Source organism: Sphingobium phenoxybenzoativorans (genome assembly GCF_001757355.1).
Taxonomy (GTDB): Bacteria; Pseudomonadota; Alphaproteobacteria; order Sphingomonadales; family Sphingomonadaceae; genus Sphingobium; species Sphingobium phenoxybenzoativorans.
On sequence record NZ_MINO01000004.1, the window covers coordinates 111,623 to 129,750 of the forward strand.

Annotated in this window: 21 protein-coding genes; 13 read left to right on the plus strand and 8 right to left on the minus strand. The window is 57.3% G+C overall.

The window, feature by feature from the left end; all coding sequences use genetic code 11:
• Nucleotides 1-81 precede the first annotated feature (81 nt).
• Complete coding sequence (locus tag BHQ40_RS03730; RefSeq protein WP_070152522.1) at nucleotides 82-1,440, plus strand: aromatic ring-hydroxylating oxygenase subunit alpha; 1,359 nt, start codon at nucleotides 82-84, stop codon at nucleotides 1,438-1,440.
• Nucleotides 1,437-2,789: an aromatic ring-hydroxylating oxygenase subunit alpha gene (locus BHQ40_RS03735; RefSeq protein ID WP_070152525.1), complete on the plus strand. Its 1,353-nt coding sequence runs from the start codon at nucleotides 1,437-1,439 to the stop codon at nucleotides 2,787-2,789. Before BHQ40_RS03730 ends, BHQ40_RS03735 begins: the two co-directional genes overlap by 4 nt.
• A 445-nt stretch (nucleotides 2,790-3,234) precedes the next feature.
• Here the strand turns inward: BHQ40_RS03735 and BHQ40_RS03740 are convergent, their stop codons facing one another.
• Nucleotides 3,235-3,993: an SDR family oxidoreductase gene (locus tag BHQ40_RS03740; protein WP_070152528.1), complete on the minus strand. Its 759-nt coding sequence runs from the start codon at nucleotides 3,991-3,993 to the stop codon at nucleotides 3,235-3,237.
• A 213-nt stretch (nucleotides 3,994-4,206) separates the two neighbouring features.
• On the opposite strand from BHQ40_RS03740, the gene BHQ40_RS03745 reads away from it, so the two are divergent.
• Nucleotides 4,207-4,521 carry a Rieske (2Fe-2S) protein gene (locus tag BHQ40_RS03745; protein WP_070152531.1) on the plus strand — a complete coding sequence of 105 codons (315 nt, stop codon included), beginning with the start codon at nucleotides 4,207-4,209 and terminating at the stop codon, nucleotides 4,519-4,521.
• Nucleotides 4,522-4,895: 374 nt separating this feature from the next.
• Here the strand turns inward: BHQ40_RS03745 and BHQ40_RS03750 are convergent, their stop codons facing one another.
• From BHQ40_RS03750 to BHQ40_RS03765, 4 genes are all read right to left on the minus strand, one after another.
• A complete protein-coding gene (locus BHQ40_RS03750; protein WP_253183247.1) occupies nucleotides 4,896-5,582 on the minus strand; it encodes an extensin-like domain-containing protein in 687 nt (228 codons plus the stop codon).
• A gap of 54 nt (nucleotides 5,583-5,636) precedes the next feature.
• The gene (locus BHQ40_RS03755) at nucleotides 5,637-6,341 is read right to left on the minus strand and encodes a DUF899 family protein (RefSeq protein ID WP_070152537.1); all 705 of its coding nucleotides are present in this window, start codon (nucleotides 6,339-6,341) and stop codon (nucleotides 5,637-5,639) included.
• A gap of 199 nt (nucleotides 6,342-6,540) precedes the next feature.
• Nucleotides 6,541-6,729, minus strand: a complete 189-nt coding sequence (locus BHQ40_RS03760) for a hypothetical protein (protein WP_139139169.1) — start codon at nucleotides 6,727-6,729, stop codon at nucleotides 6,541-6,543.
• 125 nt (nucleotides 6,730-6,854) lie between these two features.
• Nucleotides 6,855-8,228 carry a COG3904 family protein gene (locus tag BHQ40_RS03765; RefSeq protein ID WP_070152543.1) on the minus strand — a complete coding sequence of 458 codons (1,374 nt, stop codon included), beginning with the start codon at nucleotides 8,226-8,228 and terminating at the stop codon, nucleotides 6,855-6,857.
• A gap of 537 nt (nucleotides 8,229-8,765) precedes the next feature.
• Between BHQ40_RS03765 and BHQ40_RS03770 the strand changes: the two genes are divergently transcribed.
• The 10 genes from BHQ40_RS03770 to BHQ40_RS03820 all read left to right on the plus strand — a co-directional run bounded on the left by BHQ40_RS03770 (nucleotide 8,766) and on the right by BHQ40_RS03820 (nucleotide 16,266).
• A complete protein-coding gene (locus BHQ40_RS03770; protein ID WP_070152546.1) occupies nucleotides 8,766-10,049 on the plus strand; it encodes a tyrosine-type recombinase/integrase in 1,284 nt (427 codons plus the stop codon).
• Between the two features lie 4 nt (nucleotides 10,050-10,053).
• A complete protein-coding gene (locus BHQ40_RS03775) occupies nucleotides 10,054-10,944 on the plus strand; it encodes a hypothetical protein (protein WP_139139171.1) in 891 nt (296 codons plus the stop codon).
• A gap of 108 nt (nucleotides 10,945-11,052) precedes the next feature.
• A complete protein-coding gene (locus BHQ40_RS03780) occupies nucleotides 11,053-11,247 on the plus strand; it encodes a helix-turn-helix domain-containing protein (RefSeq protein WP_070152553.1) in 195 nt (64 codons plus the stop codon).
• Between the two features lie 4 nt (nucleotides 11,248-11,251).
• A complete protein-coding gene (locus BHQ40_RS03785) occupies nucleotides 11,252-11,431 on the plus strand; it encodes a hypothetical protein (RefSeq protein WP_070152556.1) in 180 nt (59 codons plus the stop codon).
• Nucleotides 11,432-11,611: 180 nt separating this feature from the next.
• A complete protein-coding gene (locus tag BHQ40_RS03795; protein ID WP_070152562.1) occupies nucleotides 11,612-12,541 on the plus strand; it encodes a DUF7146 domain-containing protein in 930 nt (309 codons plus the stop codon).
• Nucleotides 12,538-14,070, plus strand: a complete 1,533-nt coding sequence (locus BHQ40_RS03800; RefSeq protein ID WP_083276679.1) for a DUF3987 domain-containing protein — start codon at nucleotides 12,538-12,540, stop codon at nucleotides 14,068-14,070. The genes BHQ40_RS03795 and BHQ40_RS03800 overlap by 4 nt, the downstream gene beginning before the upstream one ends.
• Nucleotides 14,067-14,636, plus strand: a complete 570-nt coding sequence (locus BHQ40_RS03805) for a hypothetical protein (RefSeq protein WP_139139172.1) — start codon at nucleotides 14,067-14,069, stop codon at nucleotides 14,634-14,636. The genes BHQ40_RS03800 and BHQ40_RS03805 overlap by 4 nt, the downstream gene beginning before the upstream one ends.
• A complete protein-coding gene (locus BHQ40_RS03810) occupies nucleotides 14,633-14,842 on the plus strand; it encodes a hypothetical protein (protein WP_070152568.1) in 210 nt (69 codons plus the stop codon). Before BHQ40_RS03805 ends, BHQ40_RS03810 begins: the two co-directional genes overlap by 4 nt.
• Nucleotides 14,835-15,278 carry a DUF5681 domain-containing protein gene (locus BHQ40_RS03815; protein ID WP_070152571.1) on the plus strand — a complete coding sequence of 148 codons (444 nt, stop codon included), beginning with the start codon at nucleotides 14,835-14,837 and terminating at the stop codon, nucleotides 15,276-15,278. Before BHQ40_RS03810 ends, BHQ40_RS03815 begins: the two co-directional genes overlap by 8 nt.
• A gap of 256 nt (nucleotides 15,279-15,534) precedes the next feature.
• The gene (locus BHQ40_RS03820; protein WP_083276680.1) at nucleotides 15,535-16,266 is read left to right on the plus strand and encodes a class I SAM-dependent methyltransferase; all 732 of its coding nucleotides are present in this window, start codon (nucleotides 15,535-15,537) and stop codon (nucleotides 16,264-16,266) included.
• Between the two features lie 325 nt (nucleotides 16,267-16,591).
• Here the strand turns inward: BHQ40_RS03820 and BHQ40_RS25550 are convergent, their stop codons facing one another.
• From BHQ40_RS25550 to BHQ40_RS25555, 3 genes are read right to left on the minus strand one after another with little or no spacing between them, the layout of a single operon-like run.
• Nucleotides 16,592-17,080, minus strand: coding sequence for a DUF6941 family protein (locus tag BHQ40_RS25550; RefSeq protein ID WP_139139173.1), 489 nt, complete (start codon nucleotides 17,078-17,080; stop codon nucleotides 16,592-16,594).
• The gene (locus BHQ40_RS03830) at nucleotides 17,077-17,535 is read right to left on the minus strand and encodes a helix-turn-helix domain-containing protein (protein ID WP_070152581.1); all 459 of its coding nucleotides are present in this window, start codon (nucleotides 17,533-17,535) and stop codon (nucleotides 17,077-17,079) included. Before BHQ40_RS03830 ends, BHQ40_RS25550 begins: the two co-directional genes overlap by 4 nt.
• Entirely contained in the window at nucleotides 17,489-18,004 is a 516-nt protein-coding gene (locus tag BHQ40_RS25555) for a hypothetical protein (RefSeq protein WP_139139174.1), read from the minus strand. The genes BHQ40_RS03830 and BHQ40_RS25555 overlap by 47 nt, the downstream gene beginning before the upstream one ends.
• Nucleotides 18,005-18,128: the final 124 nt, after the last annotated feature.

Genomic DNA, 18,128 nt, shown 5'->3' on the forward strand with positions numbered 1-18,128 from the left:
TCATGCATGTTTTTTTATTGGTGTCGATCCGCGCAAAGACGGAATTTTTCATCCGAAGGATGAGCATCAGGAGAGCTGGAGATGAAGTTCGACTTCAACCTGTGGGATATCCACATCGGCACGCCGCACCCGTTCAACGATCGCGCGCCTGTCATCGACAATGGCACTGCCCGCCCCACCGGGGCGCGATATCATGACAAGGCCTTTGCCGCCGCCGAGTGGGAGAAGGTGTTCGCGCGTAGCTGGCTGGTTGCCTGTCCCGTATCCGACGTGCGCGAGCCGGGCGACTTCGCCAAGTTCGACATCGGCCCGGAGAGCTTCATCATCGTCCACGGCGACGATGGCCAGATCCATGCCCATTACAATGTCTGCCCCCATCGCGGCAGCCAGCTTATCCTGTCTGATACCGGCTGCATCGGCCAGTTCACCTGCCCTTTCCATAGCTGGCAGTTCAGCCTGGAGGGTGAGAACCTTGCCGTCACGGACCCGGAAACTTTCCGGCCCGAAGTGCTGTGCCATGACCATAATATGACCTCCGTCCGTTGCGAGGTCGCCGCGGGTCTGGTGTTCATCTCGATGGACCCGCATATTGAGCCGCTGAAACAGTGGCTGGCGCCCATTCTTCCCCATCTCGAACTGTACGACATCGACAAGATGCATGTGGTGCAGCACCGCAAGTCCGACTGGGGCGCGAACTGGAAAGGCGGCGTCGACGCCTTCGCGGAAATCTACCACCTTCACGCCGTGCATCCCCAGACCCAGTGCCTGATGGACGATCGCACGCAGATCGACCTCTACCCCGGCGGTCTTAGCCGGCAGTTTGTGCCGTTCGCCCAACCGAGCCGGCGTTTCGAGGATCAGGAAAGCGTCAATCCCGGCATCGCCATGATGCTGCAGGATGCGGGCATCGATCCGGCAAGCTATAACGGCACGGCCCATGAGACACGCGCCGCCGTCCAACAGGCCAAGCGCAAGCGGTCCGAACAATTCGGCCTGGGTTACGAGAAATTCAGCGACACACAGCTCAGCGACTCCACAGTCTACGGCCTGTTCCCCAACGCCCAGATCGGATGTCATCCAGAGGCTGTGTTCCTGCACCGGTTCATCCCGCATGCGACCGATCCCAACCAGTTCACCTACGACACCTGTATCCTTTACCGGCATATCGATGCGCCCGGTTATTGCGCGCCCGCGTGGATGGGACTTGGCGACGACATCGACATGACCGGGGCCACCCGGCCGGAAATCGTGCATACCGGCCTTGGCGAGCCTCCGGGCCTGGGCGAGGTGCTGGATCAAGACAGCGACTTGCTGCCTATCGTGCAGGCCGGCGCGCGGTCGCGCGGTTTCCGCGGTCCGCTCTGGAGCGAGCAGGAGGCGCGCCTGCGGCATTTCCATGTCGAGTTGGACAAGCGGATGAAGCAGGGGAACGACGCATGAACTATGATCCGCGAAGCTGGGCTGTTCACAAGGACAGCAAGCATCCGTTCGATGAGCCGGCCCCTTATATCGACAACGGATCTGCCCGTCCCGATCCCGCCCGCTATGTCGACCCCGGTTTCGCCGAAGCGGAATGGGAGAAGGTTTTCACCAAGACCTGGCTGCTCGCCGGTCCTTCCAGTGATGTCCGGGAGGCCGGGGACTGGATGCGCTTCGACATCGGCGTCGAATCCTTCATCATCGTGCGGAAGGATGATGGGCAGCTTGCCGCCCACTATAATGTCTGCCCCCATCGCGGCAGCCAGCTCGTCATGGGCGATGTCGGATCGCAGGGCAGCTTCTCCTGCCCGTTCCATAGCTGGAAGTTCGCGCTCGACGGCAGCAATCTGGCCGTGACAGACCCCGAAACCTTCCGCCCGGAAGTGCTCTGCCACGATATCGACCTTTCGTCGGTCCGGGTGGAGGAGGAAGCCGGTCTGGTTTTCATCTCCATGACCGACGACGTGCCGCCGCTCAGCGAATATCTCGGCACGATCCTGCCGATGATCGAGACCTATGAAATCGACAAGATGCATGTCGTGCAGCATCGCCGGTCCGACTGGGCGGCGAACTGGAAAGGCGGCATCGATGCGTTCTACGAAAGCTACCACCTCCACGCGATCCATCCGCAGACGATGGGCATGCTGGATGACCGCACCCATATCGACCTGTTCGACAATGGCATGAGCCGCCAGTTCGTCCCCTTCGGCCAGCCCAACTCCCACTTCCCCGATCAGCAGGGCATTAATCCGGGGATTGCGGTGATGCTTGAGGATGCCGGGCTGGACGCAAAGACCTTCCAGGGAACCGCCTATGAAAGCCGGTCGGCGATCGCGATGGCGAAGCGCGACCGCGCGGCGAAGCTGGGCCTTGATTATGACAAGTTCAGCGACGCGCAGTTGACGGACGCGACGATATTCGGCGTGTTTCCCAACGCGCAGATTGGCTGCCACCCCGAAGCGGTGTTTCTGCACCGGTTCAAGCCCCATGCGGACGATCCCAACCAGTTCACCTATGAAACGACGATCATGTACCGGCATATCGATGTGCCGGGTTATGGCGCGCCGCTCTGGATGGGGCTGGGTGATGAAGTCGACCTGACGGGTGAAACCCGGCCCGACGTCGTCCATACCAGCCTTGGCGAGCCGCCGGGCATGGGCGAGGTGCTGGACCAGGACAGCGACCTGCTGCCCATCGTGCAGGCCGGCGCCCGTTCGCGCGGTTTCCGTGGTCCTTTGTGGGGCGAGCAGGAAGCGCGCCTGCGCCACTTCCACGTCCATCTCGACAAGTGGATGACCGAAGCGAAATAGGGCATCCCCGCGATCGGACAAAAGGCTGCCGCGAGACATCCCGGCAGCCTTTTTTTTGCCGTTGGGCGGGGTTACAAACCATGTGGCGAAGTGGGGCCAGGGGTGCCCGCGCCCACCCTTTCTTCGGGGCCGGACGGCGGTGCTGCCGCTCCGATGGCAGGACAGAATACAGGCAGAAGCCCCGAACACGCCCTCATTGAAATATAAGGGATATTTGACCTAAGTTGCGGAAGTTGCGGGTTGCCATTGCACCCGCAACTTTGCCCAATGGAAGGCCATGCTTTCGCGAGATAGAGCGTCCGGTGGCCAGGCGGGGGCGAAGCGAAAACGCCGTTCCGATATCCAACATTTTCACATACTCCCCACGACCGGCAAACCGTGAGGACCTATCATGGCCAAGAGCATGTAGGACAGGAATGCGCGGGGACGCCCGCGCCGGACGCCATCAGAACGGCCGGATCGTCACTCCATTGTCGACCACCATTTCTGCCCCGGTGATGAAGCGCGATTCATCGGAGGCGAGGAACAGGATCATCGCCGCCACATCTTCCGGCGCACCGGCGGTGCCCGGTTTCAGCACGCCCGATGGGATCACATTGGGTTTGCCCGGCCGTCCCTCGGCCAATTGGACCATCGGCGTTTCAATCGATCCGGGATGCACGGAGTTGCAGCGGATCTTATATCCTTTCTCCTGGCACATGACCGCGACCGATTTGGTCATCGACCGCACAGCGCCCTTGGCCGCGGAATAAGCGAAGAAGATCGGATAGCCCAGCAGGGCGCCGGTCGACGACATGTTGATGATGGAACCGCCGTCATTCTTATTCATCAGCGGAATGGCGTATTTGCAGCCCAGAAACACGCCGTCGCTCATGATCGCATTGACCCAGCGATATTGTTCCAGCGTCGTATCTTCGACGTCCGCGTTCAACACCACCCCGGCATTGTTGACCAGAATATCCAGACGGCCGAATTTCTCGTCGATGATCTTCATGGTGTCGATCCACGCCTGTTCGGAGGCGACATCCAGAGCAAGCGCGATGGCACCATTGCCGATCTGGTCGGCGACCTTCTGCGCCGTCTCCACCTTGACGTCAGTGACGACGACCTTCGCGCCCTCCCTGGCCAAGGCGACGCAATCGGCTGCGCCCAACCCGGAGCCTCCGCCCGTCACAAGGGCTACCTTGCCTGCCACTCGTCCCATCCTGATCTCCTTTTTTCCGTCCGGTCGCATGGCGCGCCGGGACTGTTCGCATCGCAGCCTTTGGGCCTTCGCGCACCCTATCCCAAAGGCGACCACAGTCCATATATAAAACATGCACGATTGTTTTTATTTTCGGGAACGCTAGGAGGACTCCTTGTCAAAAACAGGAGAGATTGCCGTGAACAGACCTTCCATCATGGGGACGAACCACCGATGACCGCACATCTGGTAACCCCTCTTTCGGACCTGCCCGAGACCGGCAGCAAGGCCTTTGCCATAGCGGGCCGCTCAGTCCTGCTCTGCCGTTCTGCAGCCGGTCTGTTCGCCACTGAAAATATGTGCAGCCACGCCTACGCCTTGCTCGAAGGAGGTAAGGTGAAGGGACATTATGTGTTCTGCCCCCTGCATGGCGTCCGGTTCGACCTGCGCGACGGCAGCCCAAGCGGCAACCTCACCAAAAAGCCGATCACCATCTATCCGGTCCATGTATCCGATGATCAGGTCTATGTTGATCTGCCAGACAATTGATCCGTATCGGCGCATTTTCTTTGGCTAACCCCTCCCCTTAATCGCCGATGAATGGAGTTAGGATCATAAAGCCGCCGATTATCCGGCGACATAAAATATCCCTCAACAACATCGCGAAATTATAAACAAATATAGGCGATGTTATTGAGAGTTATTATTATAAATTACTGTAATTTATCTGTTTTTATTAGTTGAATTTGTTTCACGGTTTCGCCATCTACGCGCCGTCAATGACAATGCTGACGCAAGTCAGTCCGGGATCGTTCGACTGGCGCGGGTCGCAAAGTGACGCTGGAGGACGGTCCCGGTTATATCGGCCCGATTATATTGGCCCGGTTATATAGCTGCACCTTTCCGCGTCCGCGTCCCGTCCTCTAGCGGCAGGCTCGCCAGCCCATCTCTCCCCGCTCCGCCTGATCAAGATGCAAATGATCCCTGTGCGCGGCATTATAATCCGGCGACAGAACCGTGGAGAACAGGCGGCACGCGCCATCCCGCACATCGCGAAGAAACAGGCCGCCGGGATCGTCGCCCGCCCAATCCCCGACCACGCTAATCCTGCGGCCATCGGCCAGGATAAAACCGGATATGTCGATGGCGTCCGCCGTGGCATGTTCGCTGAAGTCGCCGGACGATCGCCCGTACATCCGGCGGCAGCTATAGCTGCCGAAATGGGTGATGCGGACGACCGGCTGTCCGAACAGGCGTTGCGCGGCCGGTTGCACGACATGCCATTCCCACAGCTTCAGGGCGGCAACCACCGGGCAGGATGGCGCGACGTCGACGGGGTCCAGGGCAATCGCGCCCTCGGCGGTCCGCGGACGTATCGCGTCGGCATAGGCGCACTGCCCTTCTCCGCCGGGCTTCATGGCCACGAAGGGCACGCCCGCCTTGGCAAGCAGGTCCTGGCATGTCCGGGGATGGGCGGTCAGTCCGGCGAGTTTGCGCCCGGTGAACTGGCCGACAGGCTGGGCGAGATCGAGCGGCGTCCAGGGCAGATCCTGCGGCCGCCCCTTCAGCAAGGCATAAGCCGTCAGGGCCAATGCCGCGGCGACGGCCATCCATATCGCCCACCGCATTACCCGGATCAGTCGCCTCAAACCGCCTCGCCCAGTTCAGTAATTAAGCCTGGGATACCAGTCCGCAGGCCGTCCGCCAGGCGTCAGGTCCAGTATCGACCAGAGTGCAGCAATGTCCGGCGCGTCGCGCGGGTCCTGACCGGGATCGGCCATCTCGCCCGTCATCTCGCTTGCCCAGAACAACCGCACTGCATCGCCATCGCGTTGGAACACCATCAACGCCGGATTCTCGCTGCCATCGTCATTGATAAGGCCAAGGTCGCGGGCATAATCGTCCCCGACCGTCTGAATGAAATTCAGGTCGCGCCAGCCGCGCTCCTGCGCGAACAGGAACTGCCGGTCGACAGGGCTTCGCCCCAATATCTTCAGCGCCACCCGCTGCTTTATGTCGGCCGCATTGCCGTTCACCGCGCCAAGCCAGTTGGTGCACATCGGGCAGGGACGCTCCCGCTGCGGCCCGTACATCCAGAAATAGGTGACGAGCGTATCCTTGTTCCCGAACAGGTCCGCCAGCCCCACCTCGAACCCGTTTTCGTCCTTGAACCGATAGTCCCTGGTTATGGCGGGTCCGGGCGGCAGCGCGCGCCGCTGTTCGACCAGCCGGGTCATATGGCGGCGAAATTCGATCTCCTCAGCCAGCAGGGCTTGCCGCGCCTGCCTGTAGGCGTCGCTCTCCCCCGGAAAAGGCGTTCTGGCCTTTGCGGCGAGTTGCTGCGCTGGAATCAATTCGGGGTTCGCCACGGCATGCCTCCCGGCTTCGGACAGGATATCACACCGCGCTGCGCTTAATCGGGCAAGGCGAAGGCGGCCCCTCCACAATACGCGGCGCAGCATTCCTGTTCCAAGGGGCCTTGGATCTGCCCCTGCAATTAGGGCGATGTCATGCGGGAACCCAGTGCCGCCCAGGCTCAGTCAGACACCGGCCTGGAGTGCCGCCGCCCTACTTCTTCTTGCCGTCCTTCTTCGGCTTGCAGGTCGACGGAAACATCAGGCACTTATATTTCGCGTCAGCCTCCGCCTTTTCCTTGATGGCGGCCTTTTCCGCAGGCGTAGGCGGCTTCCCGCCACCGGTCTGGCCGAAGGCGGGCGTGGCGAGCGCCAGCGTCATAACCCAGAGCATAGAGCGCATAAGACATCCCTTTCGATCGCGATCGATGGCGCGTTTATAGGCGATCTTCTCTCTCGCTCAGGTTAACGCCAATAAGGCGTAATGATGAGATCGATCCGACTGTCCGTTCAAATGGGGAGAGACGCTCACTTCTCCTCCGCCAGCTCGCTTACGAATGACCGCCGGAACCATGTGCCCGGCATGCCCTCCATCTCATACATCGTCTTGAACATGAGACGATAGCCGTCGCAGGCGTCCGCGTCGGGCGCAGCATCCAGATTGTCGTAAGCCGAACTGATACGGTCGATATCGGCGGGAGGATAGGAGGACAGAGCTTCAAACAACGCATCCTGGAACGCCTTTTCGGAGAGCGTCTTTTGTTGCGCTGTAACGGTGGCCACATACGGCGTACCGGCCAGCTCAGCAAAAATAGCCTTACGGATCAGAGCCAGATAAGCGCCGAAATCCATGGACTGCGAAGCGGCGACGACACGAAATTCGGTCGTTGGGTCCAGATTGTCAGTGGAAAATATCACCTTGCACTGCGCAGGCGTCGCAACCGTAGGGATGATCGCCATATAATGGATGAACATTACGAGGTCTTTGTCATCAAGGCGCCGGATGCCTTGCAATGTCAGATTCTGAACGGCTTGCTGGCCGATCGCTTTCGCCAGACTACCGGAATCCTTCCCATCCAGTGCATTGCGGGCAGCGTAAAGTTCGCTGGCCAGGCGATGGATCAGCAAGTCGCTGGCAAAAAGTTGCGTCAGATGGGCGCGAAAGGTGGCAGCGCCTGCCGCATCGAACTTCGCCGCAGAGATCAACGGTTCGATTATGGCCGGATTGCGCATCGCGCCTTTCAATAAGGTCTCCATCTCCGGAAGCGAATATGAGGATAATTTCTTGCCTTGCAGCGAGAGGGCATCAATGACCGCGGCATTGGACTTGGGCGCATTGGCAACGACCGGATCTGCAACGGCCGCCTTCACGCCTGTTTGCTTCTGGTCGTCGGCGGTAATGAAGTCCTCGAAATTGATCTCCGCCGCCGCCCGGTTCTCCGCGGTAAGCCAGTTAAGCTCGTTGGGGCCAGCGGCTGTCGCGAAAATAATGGCCGTCTCCGACAGATTGAGGTTTGCGAGATAACCGCCGACCAGAGCGTTACCGACGCCGCTTTCTTCGAGTTGGCCATCATTGTCTAAATAGCTTGCGTGGAAGCCCACCCGTCCGTTGGGCGACATCATCCTTCGCAATCCAGCCACCCAGATGAGAGCGCAGGATGATGTGCATTGCGCGCCGCTGATCACCAATGTCGAATAACCTGCAGTCTTGATCATCCTGCCTATGTCGATTGCGGGAAGCAGCGCCCCGCCCGGACTATCAAGAATGACCACCGCATTTTTATATTTGAGCGACAGAGCTTTGAAATTCTCAACATCGGATGCCGAAATCTCCCCATCGATAGAAATAGCCTCAAGGGTTTTGGAGATTTTGTCATGGGTAACTGTACCAGCCCTTGCCAATCCAGTGCCACAAATCAGAATAAGGAGACACGCAAAACCGAAATCCCTAGTTATACATAAGCATAATTTCCGGATTCTCGCGAAAATCGTCATGAAACATGTCCCCCAAGGAGATTTATTTCATAAATCACACTTGGAGCCAATGCCCAGAAATCAACCAATACGGATCGGTTATTATTAGTATTTCAGAGCCTTAAACGAATCGCATTACTGCGTAGTGACCAAAGGAGGAGCCGGTCAGGCTATATGAACATATTGGCGGGGAGGACATCTCCAGCCCCAGCCGCGCAAAATCCCAGCCACGGACGGGCAAAGCCGCCATCCGCGATTGCTTTACAACTGAAGGGGAAACCCTGGCGCACTCGGAGCGATTCGAACGCCCGACCCTCAGATTCGTAGTTTTATGGTCCCCAACGGCATTCTGCGGCCTTTCCCTTAAATATCGGCTTAATGCCGTCAATCCCTTTCCTTCTGTTCCCTTGCTGTTCCCCCTCATTCCCGCTACGGTGATTGCTGAGTGATTGCTGGGATAGGGACATGGCAAAGGGTAAAGTCACGATCAGAAGCGTCGATGCGCTCACCGCCATCAAGGGCGATGCATTCCTGTGGGACGATGAGGTGAGCGGTTTCGGTGTGAAGGCCACGAAGGCCGGGAAGAAGAATTTCGTCTATCAGTATCGGATGGGCGGGCGTGGGTCTAAAACACAGCGCTGGACCATCGGTGCGTATGGCCAATGGACGCCTGATGAGGCACGGAAAGAAGCCAAACGTCTCGGCAAGTTGGTTGATGTTGGCGTCAATCCGATTGAGGATAAGCGGCAACGCGATCGGGCTGCTGTCACTCTTGCCTTTTCTGCATATGTCAAAACCTTCACGAAGGGCTATCTGGAGACTGAATGGGGCACGTCATGGGAGCAGGCGAAGCGCCAGCTTGAAATGCATGTCACGCCTCATCTGAAGGAAAAGCCTCTACCGGAAATCACGGCCGCCGATTGCAACGCGGTACTTGATCATCTTATCGGCCGCCCTGCCCTTCGTCGAAACGTATGGGCCGTGATGAGCAAGCTATTCTCCTGGGCTGAAGATCGAGAAGATATCGAACGCGCACCCAAGATGGCCACTCCGCCCACGGTGAAGCGGCGCAAACGTATATTGTCCCCACACGAGCTGATTGCCTGTTGGCGGGCGTCATATGAGCTGGAAGCCCCTCGCGGCGCTCTGGTTCGTCTGCTCATGATCACCTTGCAACGCCGTAGCGAGGTCGCGGCTGTTCCGTGGTCTGAACTGAAGCACAATGAGGGCGTGTGGCATATGCCCGGCGAGCGCACCAAGAATAATGAGGATCACTTGGTGCCACTCAGTGAATTAGCCCGCACAGAGCTGGATGCGATCGGCTGGAAGCGGCGTGGTCTCGCCCTCCCCTCCTCCACCGGCAAGACACCCGTCTCAAACTTCAGCGACATGAAGTTGGCGCTGGATAAGGCGATGCTGCCGATATTGCAGGAGCTTGCGGACAAGCAGGCAGACGCGGCGGGAGAGGATCGGCATGAGGTGGAGTTAGAGCCGTGGCGGCTTCACGATCTGCGGCGGACCGGAACGACAAATCTTCAGGCGCTGGGCTTTCCGATTGAAGTCGGCGAGCGCGTCATCAATCATCATCAGGGCGGCGAAACCTCCGGCATTCGAGCCGTGTACAATCTCTATGAATATCTGCCTGAGAAAACGAAGGCGCTGAACGCATGGAGTGCTCACCTGAAAGCGCTCGTCGATGGGGACGCTCTCGACACGAATGTTGTCTCGCTCGCGTCAGCGCGGGCGTGAACGGATGGCGCGGCTAGGTTTGGCCGCCGAAAAGCTGGCTCCGCACCAGCCCGCCGCGCCATTTTCTCAAATGCGGGATCGCCAGCGGAGGGCTTTAGTGGACGAGGGTCGTGAAAGCGAGATAACTGCTGATCTGAGCCAAGCTCATGGGGATCCTGAGCTACTTGCGCTATTGGACCGCCCGCGCTGGTATTGGCCGGAAGCGGTCGCATGGGTCTGTCTGCGCGATCTAAATCCAATGTGCGAACTGGCTTTTATGCGCCGGCTCTACGAAAAGAGCCGAGATGGCTCAGAAAAGGTTGTCGGTTCCTCGCTTTTGATCCGACTGAAGATCATTGTTGCGGAACGCGGGTCTATCCAAAGATTGCCCGATACGGTTGAAGACGCTTACGAGTTATTGATCAGCGCCTTGGAGATTGAAGGCAAAATCAATGCGACGGGAAGGCGGTCGCCAACCGGGGAACGCGTCTCAATTCCAAGCGAACTTTGGTCGGGTGCACAGATCATAGATCGCCATCGGCGAACGATAGATATCGGGTCGGCCTTTCATGCAGAAAACTCGCCAGCGATCTGGTTCCATGACATCATGATCGATCGCGCAGCGCTTCAGGATGCCTTTCCAGATGGCAGAACAGAAGTGTCCAGCCCTCCGCTAACGAAGAAAGCTGCGGTATCGGACATTCCATCGCCAGGAAGAGGACGAAGACAGGGAACTGGGATTGATGATTCAAAATTCCTGGAAATGATGCATTCGCTCGTCAGCGATGGCGCCAGTCCTTGGGATGCCGCAGAAAAAATTGCCGCTCGGCGCAAAAGCTTGGGCATCAAAGGCACGTCTGACGGCAGCGTTCAAAAGCGCCTCCACACGAAATTCAAACAGATTTATCCTGACTAAACCTGACTTAATCTGACTTATTGTTCAAAGACTTAGCTGGAAATCCCTGCAAATACCTTGTCACCCCCGATGCTCGCTGTGAGGCACGGGCAGTGATGAGGAAGCACAATGCGTCCAGTTCTCGATCCCGAGCAGGCATCCGCGTATATCGGCGCTGAGCCGAAGACGCTTGCAAATTGGCGCTGCCAAGGCGTCGGTCCTAAGTTCATCCGCGTCGGCCGCAAGATCGTTTACGATCCCGCCGATATCGAAGCCTGGAAGGCCAACAACCGCTTTCAGTCCACTTCGCAGGTCGCGGCCTAATCCCATGGCCCATAAAAACGCCCCCGCCCGTCAGGGCGAGAGCGCTGGTGAGCCGGGAAGCTTCGCCATCGCTTATAACACCGAGAGGACTCAGCAGCAATTCCTGTCGAGTCGTTTCGGACTTTCCTTCGCTCGCGCATCGATCATCGCGCCGCTGATTTTCGGCGAGGTGCGCCATGCCTAACCGGATCATCATTTCCGAGTGCGTCTTTGGGGGTCGTTACGTCACGACCTTCGAGCCGCGCTCGATCTCCTGGCCGAGCATGGAGTTTCGCTCTTATGCCGAAGCAAAAGGGTGCGCCGAAGCTCGCCATAAGGCCCACGGCTGGCCGATCGAGGATCGTACGCAGGAAGGGGGCGCAATATGACCCGCCCCCTTCTAAAGCCGCACCGCTTCGATCTTGACACCATACGGCGGTATAATCCGCTTCCGGGCATTGTCGGCGCATCGCTGAAGCTTATCAAAGCGGGCAACGAGTTTAAGGCCCAGTGCCCGTTTCATCCGGATCGCTCTCCTTCCTTCACGATTTTCGCGGGTGGCGAGCGCTTCTATTGCTTCGGATGCGGCGCCTCTGGCGATGTTCTGGACTACGTGCAGCGCTCACACGGGGTCACGCTGCGCGAGGCCGCGGATATGCTCGGCGGTGGTTATGTTCCTGCTATTCATGTCGCCCAGATCGCTCAGGACGAGAAACCGGAGCGCATCGAGGAAGCCCGCTATATTTGGGGTGACGCGGTTCCGGCGCAGGGCACGCCAGCAGAGACCTATCTTCGCTCGCGAGGGCTTCATCTCCCAATCCCCGACAGCATACGGTTTGCCCGACTGCCCTACGGCAAGGGTGGTGCGGTCCACCCTTGTCTCGTCGCCTGCGTGGCTTCGGTCGATCATAAGGTCGTCGGCATCCAGCGGACTTATCTTGCCGCCGATGGCAAGGGTAAGGCGAAGGTGCCCAAACCCAAGCTATCACTCGGCCGCATTGCCGGTGGCGCTATCCGCCTCGCTCCATGTGCCGCCGATCTGGTGGTGTGCGAGGGCCTGGAGGATGGCCTGACGCTCCAGCAGGAGATGGGCCGCGCGGTCTGGGTGGCGGCTGGTTCGAGTTTGATGCCGGCGATGCAGTTCCCGGAGGGGGCGCGGTCGGTCGTTATCGGCGCTGACGGGGACAGTGCTGGCGAGGAGGCCGCGGAAAAGGCGGCAACCGCATTCGCCAAACGTGGCCTTCGCGTCCGGATAATCCGACCGCTGGAAGGCTTCAAAGACTTCAATGCAGAATTACAGGGGGTGCAGATATGAACGCCGCCAGTTTTAACGCGCGTGTCGATGACGCGCAGGAAATCAATATCTGGCCTATGCCAAAGCCGTTGCCGACCGGTCTGCTACCGGTGAAGGACTTCGACGTCAGTATGCTTCCGGAACCGATGATCGCCTGGGTGGCGGACATTGCGAACCGGATGCAGGCTCCGGCTGAATTTGTCGCCGTCCCTGCGATGGTGGCTGCCGGATCTATTATCGGCCGCAAGGTCGGTATCCGCCCGCAGGCGAACACGGATTGGTATGAAGTGCCGAACCTGTGGGGTTGCATAATCGGTCGTCCGGGCGTGATGAAATCCCCCGCCGTTCAACAGGCGCTCAAGCCCATCAACCGCATCCAGGCTGAAGCCCGGCGAGAATATCAAAGCCTGAAGACACAGTTCGACGCCGGAGAACTGGAACGCGAGATGCGGCAGGATGCGCACAAGGCGGAGGTGAAGCGTCGCCTGAAGGGCAACCCGATGGCCGACACATCGGATATCGGCTGTCCGACCGATGAAGAACCTATCCTGCGTCGGTATATCGCCAACGACACCAGCTATCAGTCGCTAGGCGAACTGCTGATTCAGAACACGAATGGGCTGCTCGTCCACCGCGACGAGCTGCTGTCGCTGCTCCGCAGCCTGGATCGTGAGGATAATTGCGAGGCCCGTGGTTTCTATCTGACGGGCTGGAACGGCACGGACGATTACACCTTTGACCGGATCATCCGGGGCACGAACCTATATGTCCCGTCCGTCACCATCGGCATGGTCGGCTCAACTCAGCCTGGCCGTATGAGGGATTATCTCCAGTCTGCCATTCATGGCGGTGGTGGTGATGACGGCCTGGTCCAAAGGTTCGGCATGATGGTGTGGCCAGACGTGTCGCCAACATGGTCGGATCAGGATCGTGAGCCGGACCCGATTGCCCGGAGTGCTGCTTTCCGGGCCTTCGATCGCCTGAATGCACTCACCGCCGATGAGGTCGGCGCGCAGTACGACGCCTTCGACCAGACGCATCCTTATCTCCGTTTCGATGCTGCTGGTCTTGGCATGTTTCAGGAATGGCGCATTTCCCATGAGGCCCGCCTGCGGAGCGGCGATCTTCACCCGGCGGTCGAAAGCCATCTGGCGAAATATCGGAAGCTGATCCCCGCGCTGGCCCTGATCCATCATCTTGCGAGCGGCAAAATCGGCCCTGTGGGGGATTTGTCGGTTTTGACGGCTCTTGCATGGGGCGAGTTTCTGGAATCACACGCCCACCGCATCTACTCGGCGGCGATCAACAGTGGCGCAACCGGTGCCCGTGATATTCTTCGACATATCCGCAAGGGTGACCTTACGGACGGCTTCAGCGCCCGCACGGTGAGAAACAAAGACTGGTCGGGCCTAACTGACGGGAACAGCGTAGCCGACGCGCTGGACATCCTTGAGGAGCACGGCTGGATCATGTCGGAGGATGTCCCGACCACGGCCAAGGGCGGTCGCCCTACCCAAATCTACCGCATCAACCCAAGGGGGCTGTCATGAGCTACATGGATCGGCTGAAGGCAAAAATTGCCGAAACACACTACCCCAACGAACCGACAAAACCCCCAGAACCCAGTTTCGTAGGTTTTGAGGGTGACCCAGGTAGGCAAATTTTAGAAAAATGTGTGTCGTCATTGCCGCGACAAAACGACGCACCAACGGGAATTCAGGTGCAGCTAACCGCGTCACCTGAAACCTTCTGTAATCAGAACAGCCAACTTTTATGGCGCGAAGGCATTGCCTCACTCGACCCGGAAAAGCCGCGTGGCGGTTTTCACTGGCGGCGCTGGGATCATCTGGTGGCGGACTGCGTGCTCATCTTCAACGAATATGGCGAGCAGGCTGCGGCGACTGGCTGGACCGCTGAAGACCTGTTCGGCGTTGATCCTTCGGGGGCTTCGGGAACGATCGTGGGCGGGCTAGCGTGGAGGCTGGAAGGTCGGAAGCTGCTGACGGTCGAGGTGGGGATAGCAACTTTTGCATATCGCAATGGAGAAATTGGCCGCTGTTCCCGTGGGTGGATCAGGGGTTTGGTGCCGGTGTGGGAATTGGAGGGTAAATCATGAATATCGGAACACGGTTGAATAAGTTGGAGCAGCAGTCTGGCGACGATGATGCTGAAAAGAGGCGGCAAGCCACAATGGAGTTTTTGAGAAACGCGATTGGTCCGGGTCCGCGTCCAGTGCTGACGCCTGAGGAACAGGCCGAAGTGGATAGGTGGATCGCGGCCATGTTGGCCGCGATAGCGAATGAGGGACGGAAAGATGACTAAGAGACCTGAAAATTCAGGCGGAAATCAGGGTAGGTTCACGCCTGGCCAGAGTGGAAATCCTGCCGGAAAGCCCAAGGGCGCGCGCCACAAGGTCACCTTGGCGATTGAAGAACTGATGGAGGGAGAGGCGGAGGTCTTGACCCGGAAAGCGATCGAACTGGCGAAGGGCGGCGATATAGTTGCTCTGCGTCTGTGCCTGGATCGAATTGCACCAGCACGGAAAGACTCGCCGATCGCGTTCGATCTTCCGGCCATCGCCTCAGCGCAGGATGCATTGGGTGCTTCGGCGGCTCTGCTTGCAGCCGTGGCCGCTGGAGAAGTCACGCCGATCGAAGCTGGGGCAGTTATGGGTCTGCTCGAAAGTCATCGCCGCCTCGTCGAAACCGGTGACCATGAAGCCCGACTAACCGCCCTCGAAGAAAGATCAGGAAAATGACCCACAAGCGCCGCATCGCCCATCTTGAAGGGGATCGCAGTCCCTATCTGACCCTTGGCTAAATTCATTGCCAGAACTTATCCGTGACGTTTCGGAAGACTATCCCTCCCATAAATAATATGTCTGGAGCGCTAAGTCAGCTCAATCATCCGAAAATTTAGCCTCACGCGGGAATGGCAAAGCAAATGAACTGGTTGCCTCGCGACGACCCTTCAAATAGCATTTTTAAATGCCTTGACTGAAAGAGGAGCCAGTCATGTCCAATCTTGTAATACCTGCTGAGCGAGCGGCCCGACACGGCGGGCCAGACTTCTTCAAAGGAGGAGCGAAATTTGCTGAAACATTCGAAATTTGGGGTGGCCTTTCATCAAAGGACACGGTTCTGGATATTGGTTGCGGCCCAGGCCGTATGGCGATCGGCATTGGCGAGCGTTTCAACTGGGAAAATGATCTGATCGGTTTCGATGTGATCAAAATCGATGCCGACATTTGCCGAAATGTGATCTCAAGCCAGCATCCAAATTTTAAGTTCGTGCACGTGAATGCCTGGAACGGGCACTATAATCCGGCGGGCACCATCCAGCCATATGAGGTGGAATTTCCCGCATTAGATAACTCGATCGACTTTGCCTTTGCGACCAGTGTGTTCACACATATGTATAAGCGTGAAGCAGGTCATTATTTGAAAGAATGTTATAGAGTTTTAAAGGCAGGTGGCCGTCTGTTTTCGACATGGTTTTCGATTACGGATGCGACCAGCCAATCTAAACATGCGCGACTTAAGTTCTCACATGCACTGCATGACGGTTCTTTTACAGATTTTCCTGATAGACCGGAGGAAGTAATCGGATTTAAGTATGAAGACATTACGGACTTATTTCAAAGCTCCGGATTTAAGAGTGTAACTTTCTTCCAAGGCGACTGGTCAAAGACGGCGGACAGGTCGACCGTCCGGCATGGGCAAGACGTATTTATATGCACCAAGTAACGTACGCTCACGAACCGAGTGATTTTCTCGGCGTCGGTCAAGAGGCGGCTCTATATTGGGATGGGAAACCAGTAGAATAAAGCGGCCCCTCTCGCTAAGCCTCTGGCAGCGAATAGGCGCAGTGGCAGTGACGTTTTCAGCAGTGGCTGGTTCTGGAGCCGCTATAGTCTCCGCTTGGGCAGACATCGCCTGCCGTTGAATATGAGAAGGCTCCGGGCCGGAGAATCCGCACTCATCAAAAAGCCCCGCGCCGATCAGGCTGCGGGGCAAGGGAGGGACGGGCGACAACGGCGTGCCCGCGTGGAAAGAGCGTGGGATATGGAAGTTAGTTCCGTATCGGCTCGGATTCGACGTCCTGGATCGGAGCAAGGGTTATTTTCAGGCGGCCGAGGCGATGCTCATCTTCACCAATTTGGAGTATCGCACGGAGCACGCTCTCGCCGCTAACACTGTATGGCGCCATCTTAAGTGGCACTCGCATCTCGATGAACTGTTGCTCGCCATCATAGGCGGGCGGCATTGGTATGCTCGCAAACAATTCATCAGGTACGTCCAATGAAGTTGAGAATATCACCTGCGGATCTTCCCCAATATCCTCGCGTATCAGATTTAAAGAGCCTGAAAAGGGCACACTTGTTGGACTGATCCTGACTACAGCTAGCATACAAAGTTGGGGTAAATTCACCGGTGATGATGATTGAATAATCATGTCTCCAGAATAAACGCCGACTATCGTTAGCTTTCCATGGATCTCATCTCGTAAATCATCGCAGAATATCGCGTAGCCAAAAGGCATTTGCACAGGTATGATCATACGGTTTCCAATGACAATGTCTGCCGACCACCACTGGCAGCCCCTTTCGACATCTGTACTATTGTCCTGGTCTCCTTTGTGACGAGGACGCCATTAGCTTTCACGAAATGACTAATCTCGTGAACATCGTTAGGAATACCTCGCGGCTCAAGTTCAGCAACCGGTACAACCTGCAGCCTTGGAACGTGCCCCATCGCTAACAATAAATCACTAATCGTATCGATTTCAAAATTGCCGGTGCTGCTCAGCCATCGCGTGATTTGCTCAGGCTTTTTCCCGGACTTGCGCGCAAGATCGGCTTTAGTGAAACCATCGGAAAATTTGGCGGTGCTAAAAACCTCTAGCAGCTTGTCGCGAACTTCCGCTCGAAACTCCTCTTGCATATAGCCTAGCCAAAACTTGGATATTTCAGGTTCGGAGATCGCCTGCTGCAATGGTGTTAGAGAGGTAGTCATTCACGTTCACTCCACTGTGCGGCTGATAATTTACAAAAAGTGTTCGCCAACGTGCTTTGCACAACCGGATTTCCGACCGCCATTCCGGCCAGTAAAGCGCCGACCAGACTGCTGAAAAAAGATCTGGAATTGTTCGAATATTCATCGCCGCGATACAGTCTTTTTCAACGAAGCGAAAAAAAATCCTTATTCCGGGGTGATCACGCTCGCGTATTTCCCACACTTCATCTTTAGCTGGGTCTAGACGTTTTATATCACAATCTTTGTCACGCCGTTCACCTACTACCAGTCTTTTCCCGGCCACGATCCGATCTAGCTTTCTGCGTATGCGCCCCGCATGGACTGAAAGTTCGTCTTCTGCGGTTTGAGGATCGAGCTGATCGAAGACATGCTTCGTTGTCCACAAACTCCGAGGACGAGCTTGACTTCCGAGAAGGGGAATCACTTCAATCAAACTTTTCTCATTCACCCTATCCTTCAAGCAATCTCGTATTGACATATAAGTCAACGCCCCCCGCGTATCAATGTCGGAAGGTGGTTAAAGAGATATGAAATGTCAAAGCGGTTTGGATCTGATTTGGAGCAACAAGCCT

Bases quoted from the DNA above. Each gene is read 5' to 3' on its own strand.
- BHQ40_RS03730 (WP_070152522.1), top strand. From the start codon at position 82: ATGAAGTTCGACTTCAACCTGTGGGATATCCACATCGGCACGCCGCAC.
- BHQ40_RS03735 (WP_070152525.1), top strand. From the start codon at position 1,437: ATGAACTATGATCCGCGAAGCTGGGCTGTTCACAAGGACAGCAAGCAT.
- BHQ40_RS03740 (WP_070152528.1), bottom strand. From the start codon at position 3,993: ATGGGACGAGTGGCAGGCAAGGTAGCCCTTGTGACGGGCGGAGGCTCC.
- BHQ40_RS03745 (WP_070152531.1), top strand. From the start codon at position 4,207: ATGACCGCACATCTGGTAACCCCTCTTTCGGACCTGCCCGAGACCGGC.
- BHQ40_RS03750 (WP_253183247.1), bottom strand. From the start codon at position 5,582: ATGGCCGTCGCCGCGGCATTGGCCCTGACGGCTTATGCCTTGCTGAAG.
- BHQ40_RS03760 (WP_139139169.1), bottom strand. From the start codon at position 6,729: ATGCGCTCTATGCTCTGGGTTATGACGCTGGCGCTCGCCACGCCCGCC.
- BHQ40_RS03770 (WP_070152546.1), top strand. From the start codon at position 8,766: ATGGCAAAGGGTAAAGTCACGATCAGAAGCGTCGATGCGCTCACCGCC.
- BHQ40_RS03775 (WP_139139171.1), top strand. From the start codon at position 10,054: ATGGCGCGGCTAGGTTTGGCCGCCGAAAAGCTGGCTCCGCACCAGCCC.
- BHQ40_RS03780 (WP_070152553.1), top strand. From the start codon at position 11,053: ATGCGTCCAGTTCTCGATCCCGAGCAGGCATCCGCGTATATCGGCGCT.
- BHQ40_RS03785 (WP_070152556.1), top strand. From the start codon at position 11,252: ATGGCCCATAAAAACGCCCCCGCCCGTCAGGGCGAGAGCGCTGGTGAG.
- BHQ40_RS03795 (WP_070152562.1), top strand. From the start codon at position 11,612: ATGACCCGCCCCCTTCTAAAGCCGCACCGCTTCGATCTTGACACCATA.
- BHQ40_RS03800 (WP_083276679.1), top strand. From the start codon at position 12,538: ATGAACGCCGCCAGTTTTAACGCGCGTGTCGATGACGCGCAGGAAATC.
- BHQ40_RS03805 (WP_139139172.1), top strand. From the start codon at position 14,067: ATGAGCTACATGGATCGGCTGAAGGCAAAAATTGCCGAAACACACTAC.
- BHQ40_RS03810 (WP_070152568.1), top strand. From the start codon at position 14,633: ATGAATATCGGAACACGGTTGAATAAGTTGGAGCAGCAGTCTGGCGAC.
- BHQ40_RS03815 (WP_070152571.1), top strand. From the start codon at position 14,835: ATGACTAAGAGACCTGAAAATTCAGGCGGAAATCAGGGTAGGTTCACG.
- BHQ40_RS03820 (WP_083276680.1), top strand. From the start codon at position 15,535: ATGTCCAATCTTGTAATACCTGCTGAGCGAGCGGCCCGACACGGCGGG.
- BHQ40_RS25550 (WP_139139173.1), bottom strand. From the start codon at position 17,080: ATGATCATACCTGTGCAAATGCCTTTTGGCTACGCGATATTCTGCGAT.
- BHQ40_RS03830 (WP_070152581.1), bottom strand. From the start codon at position 17,535: ATGACTACCTCTCTAACACCATTGCAGCAGGCGATCTCCGAACCTGAA.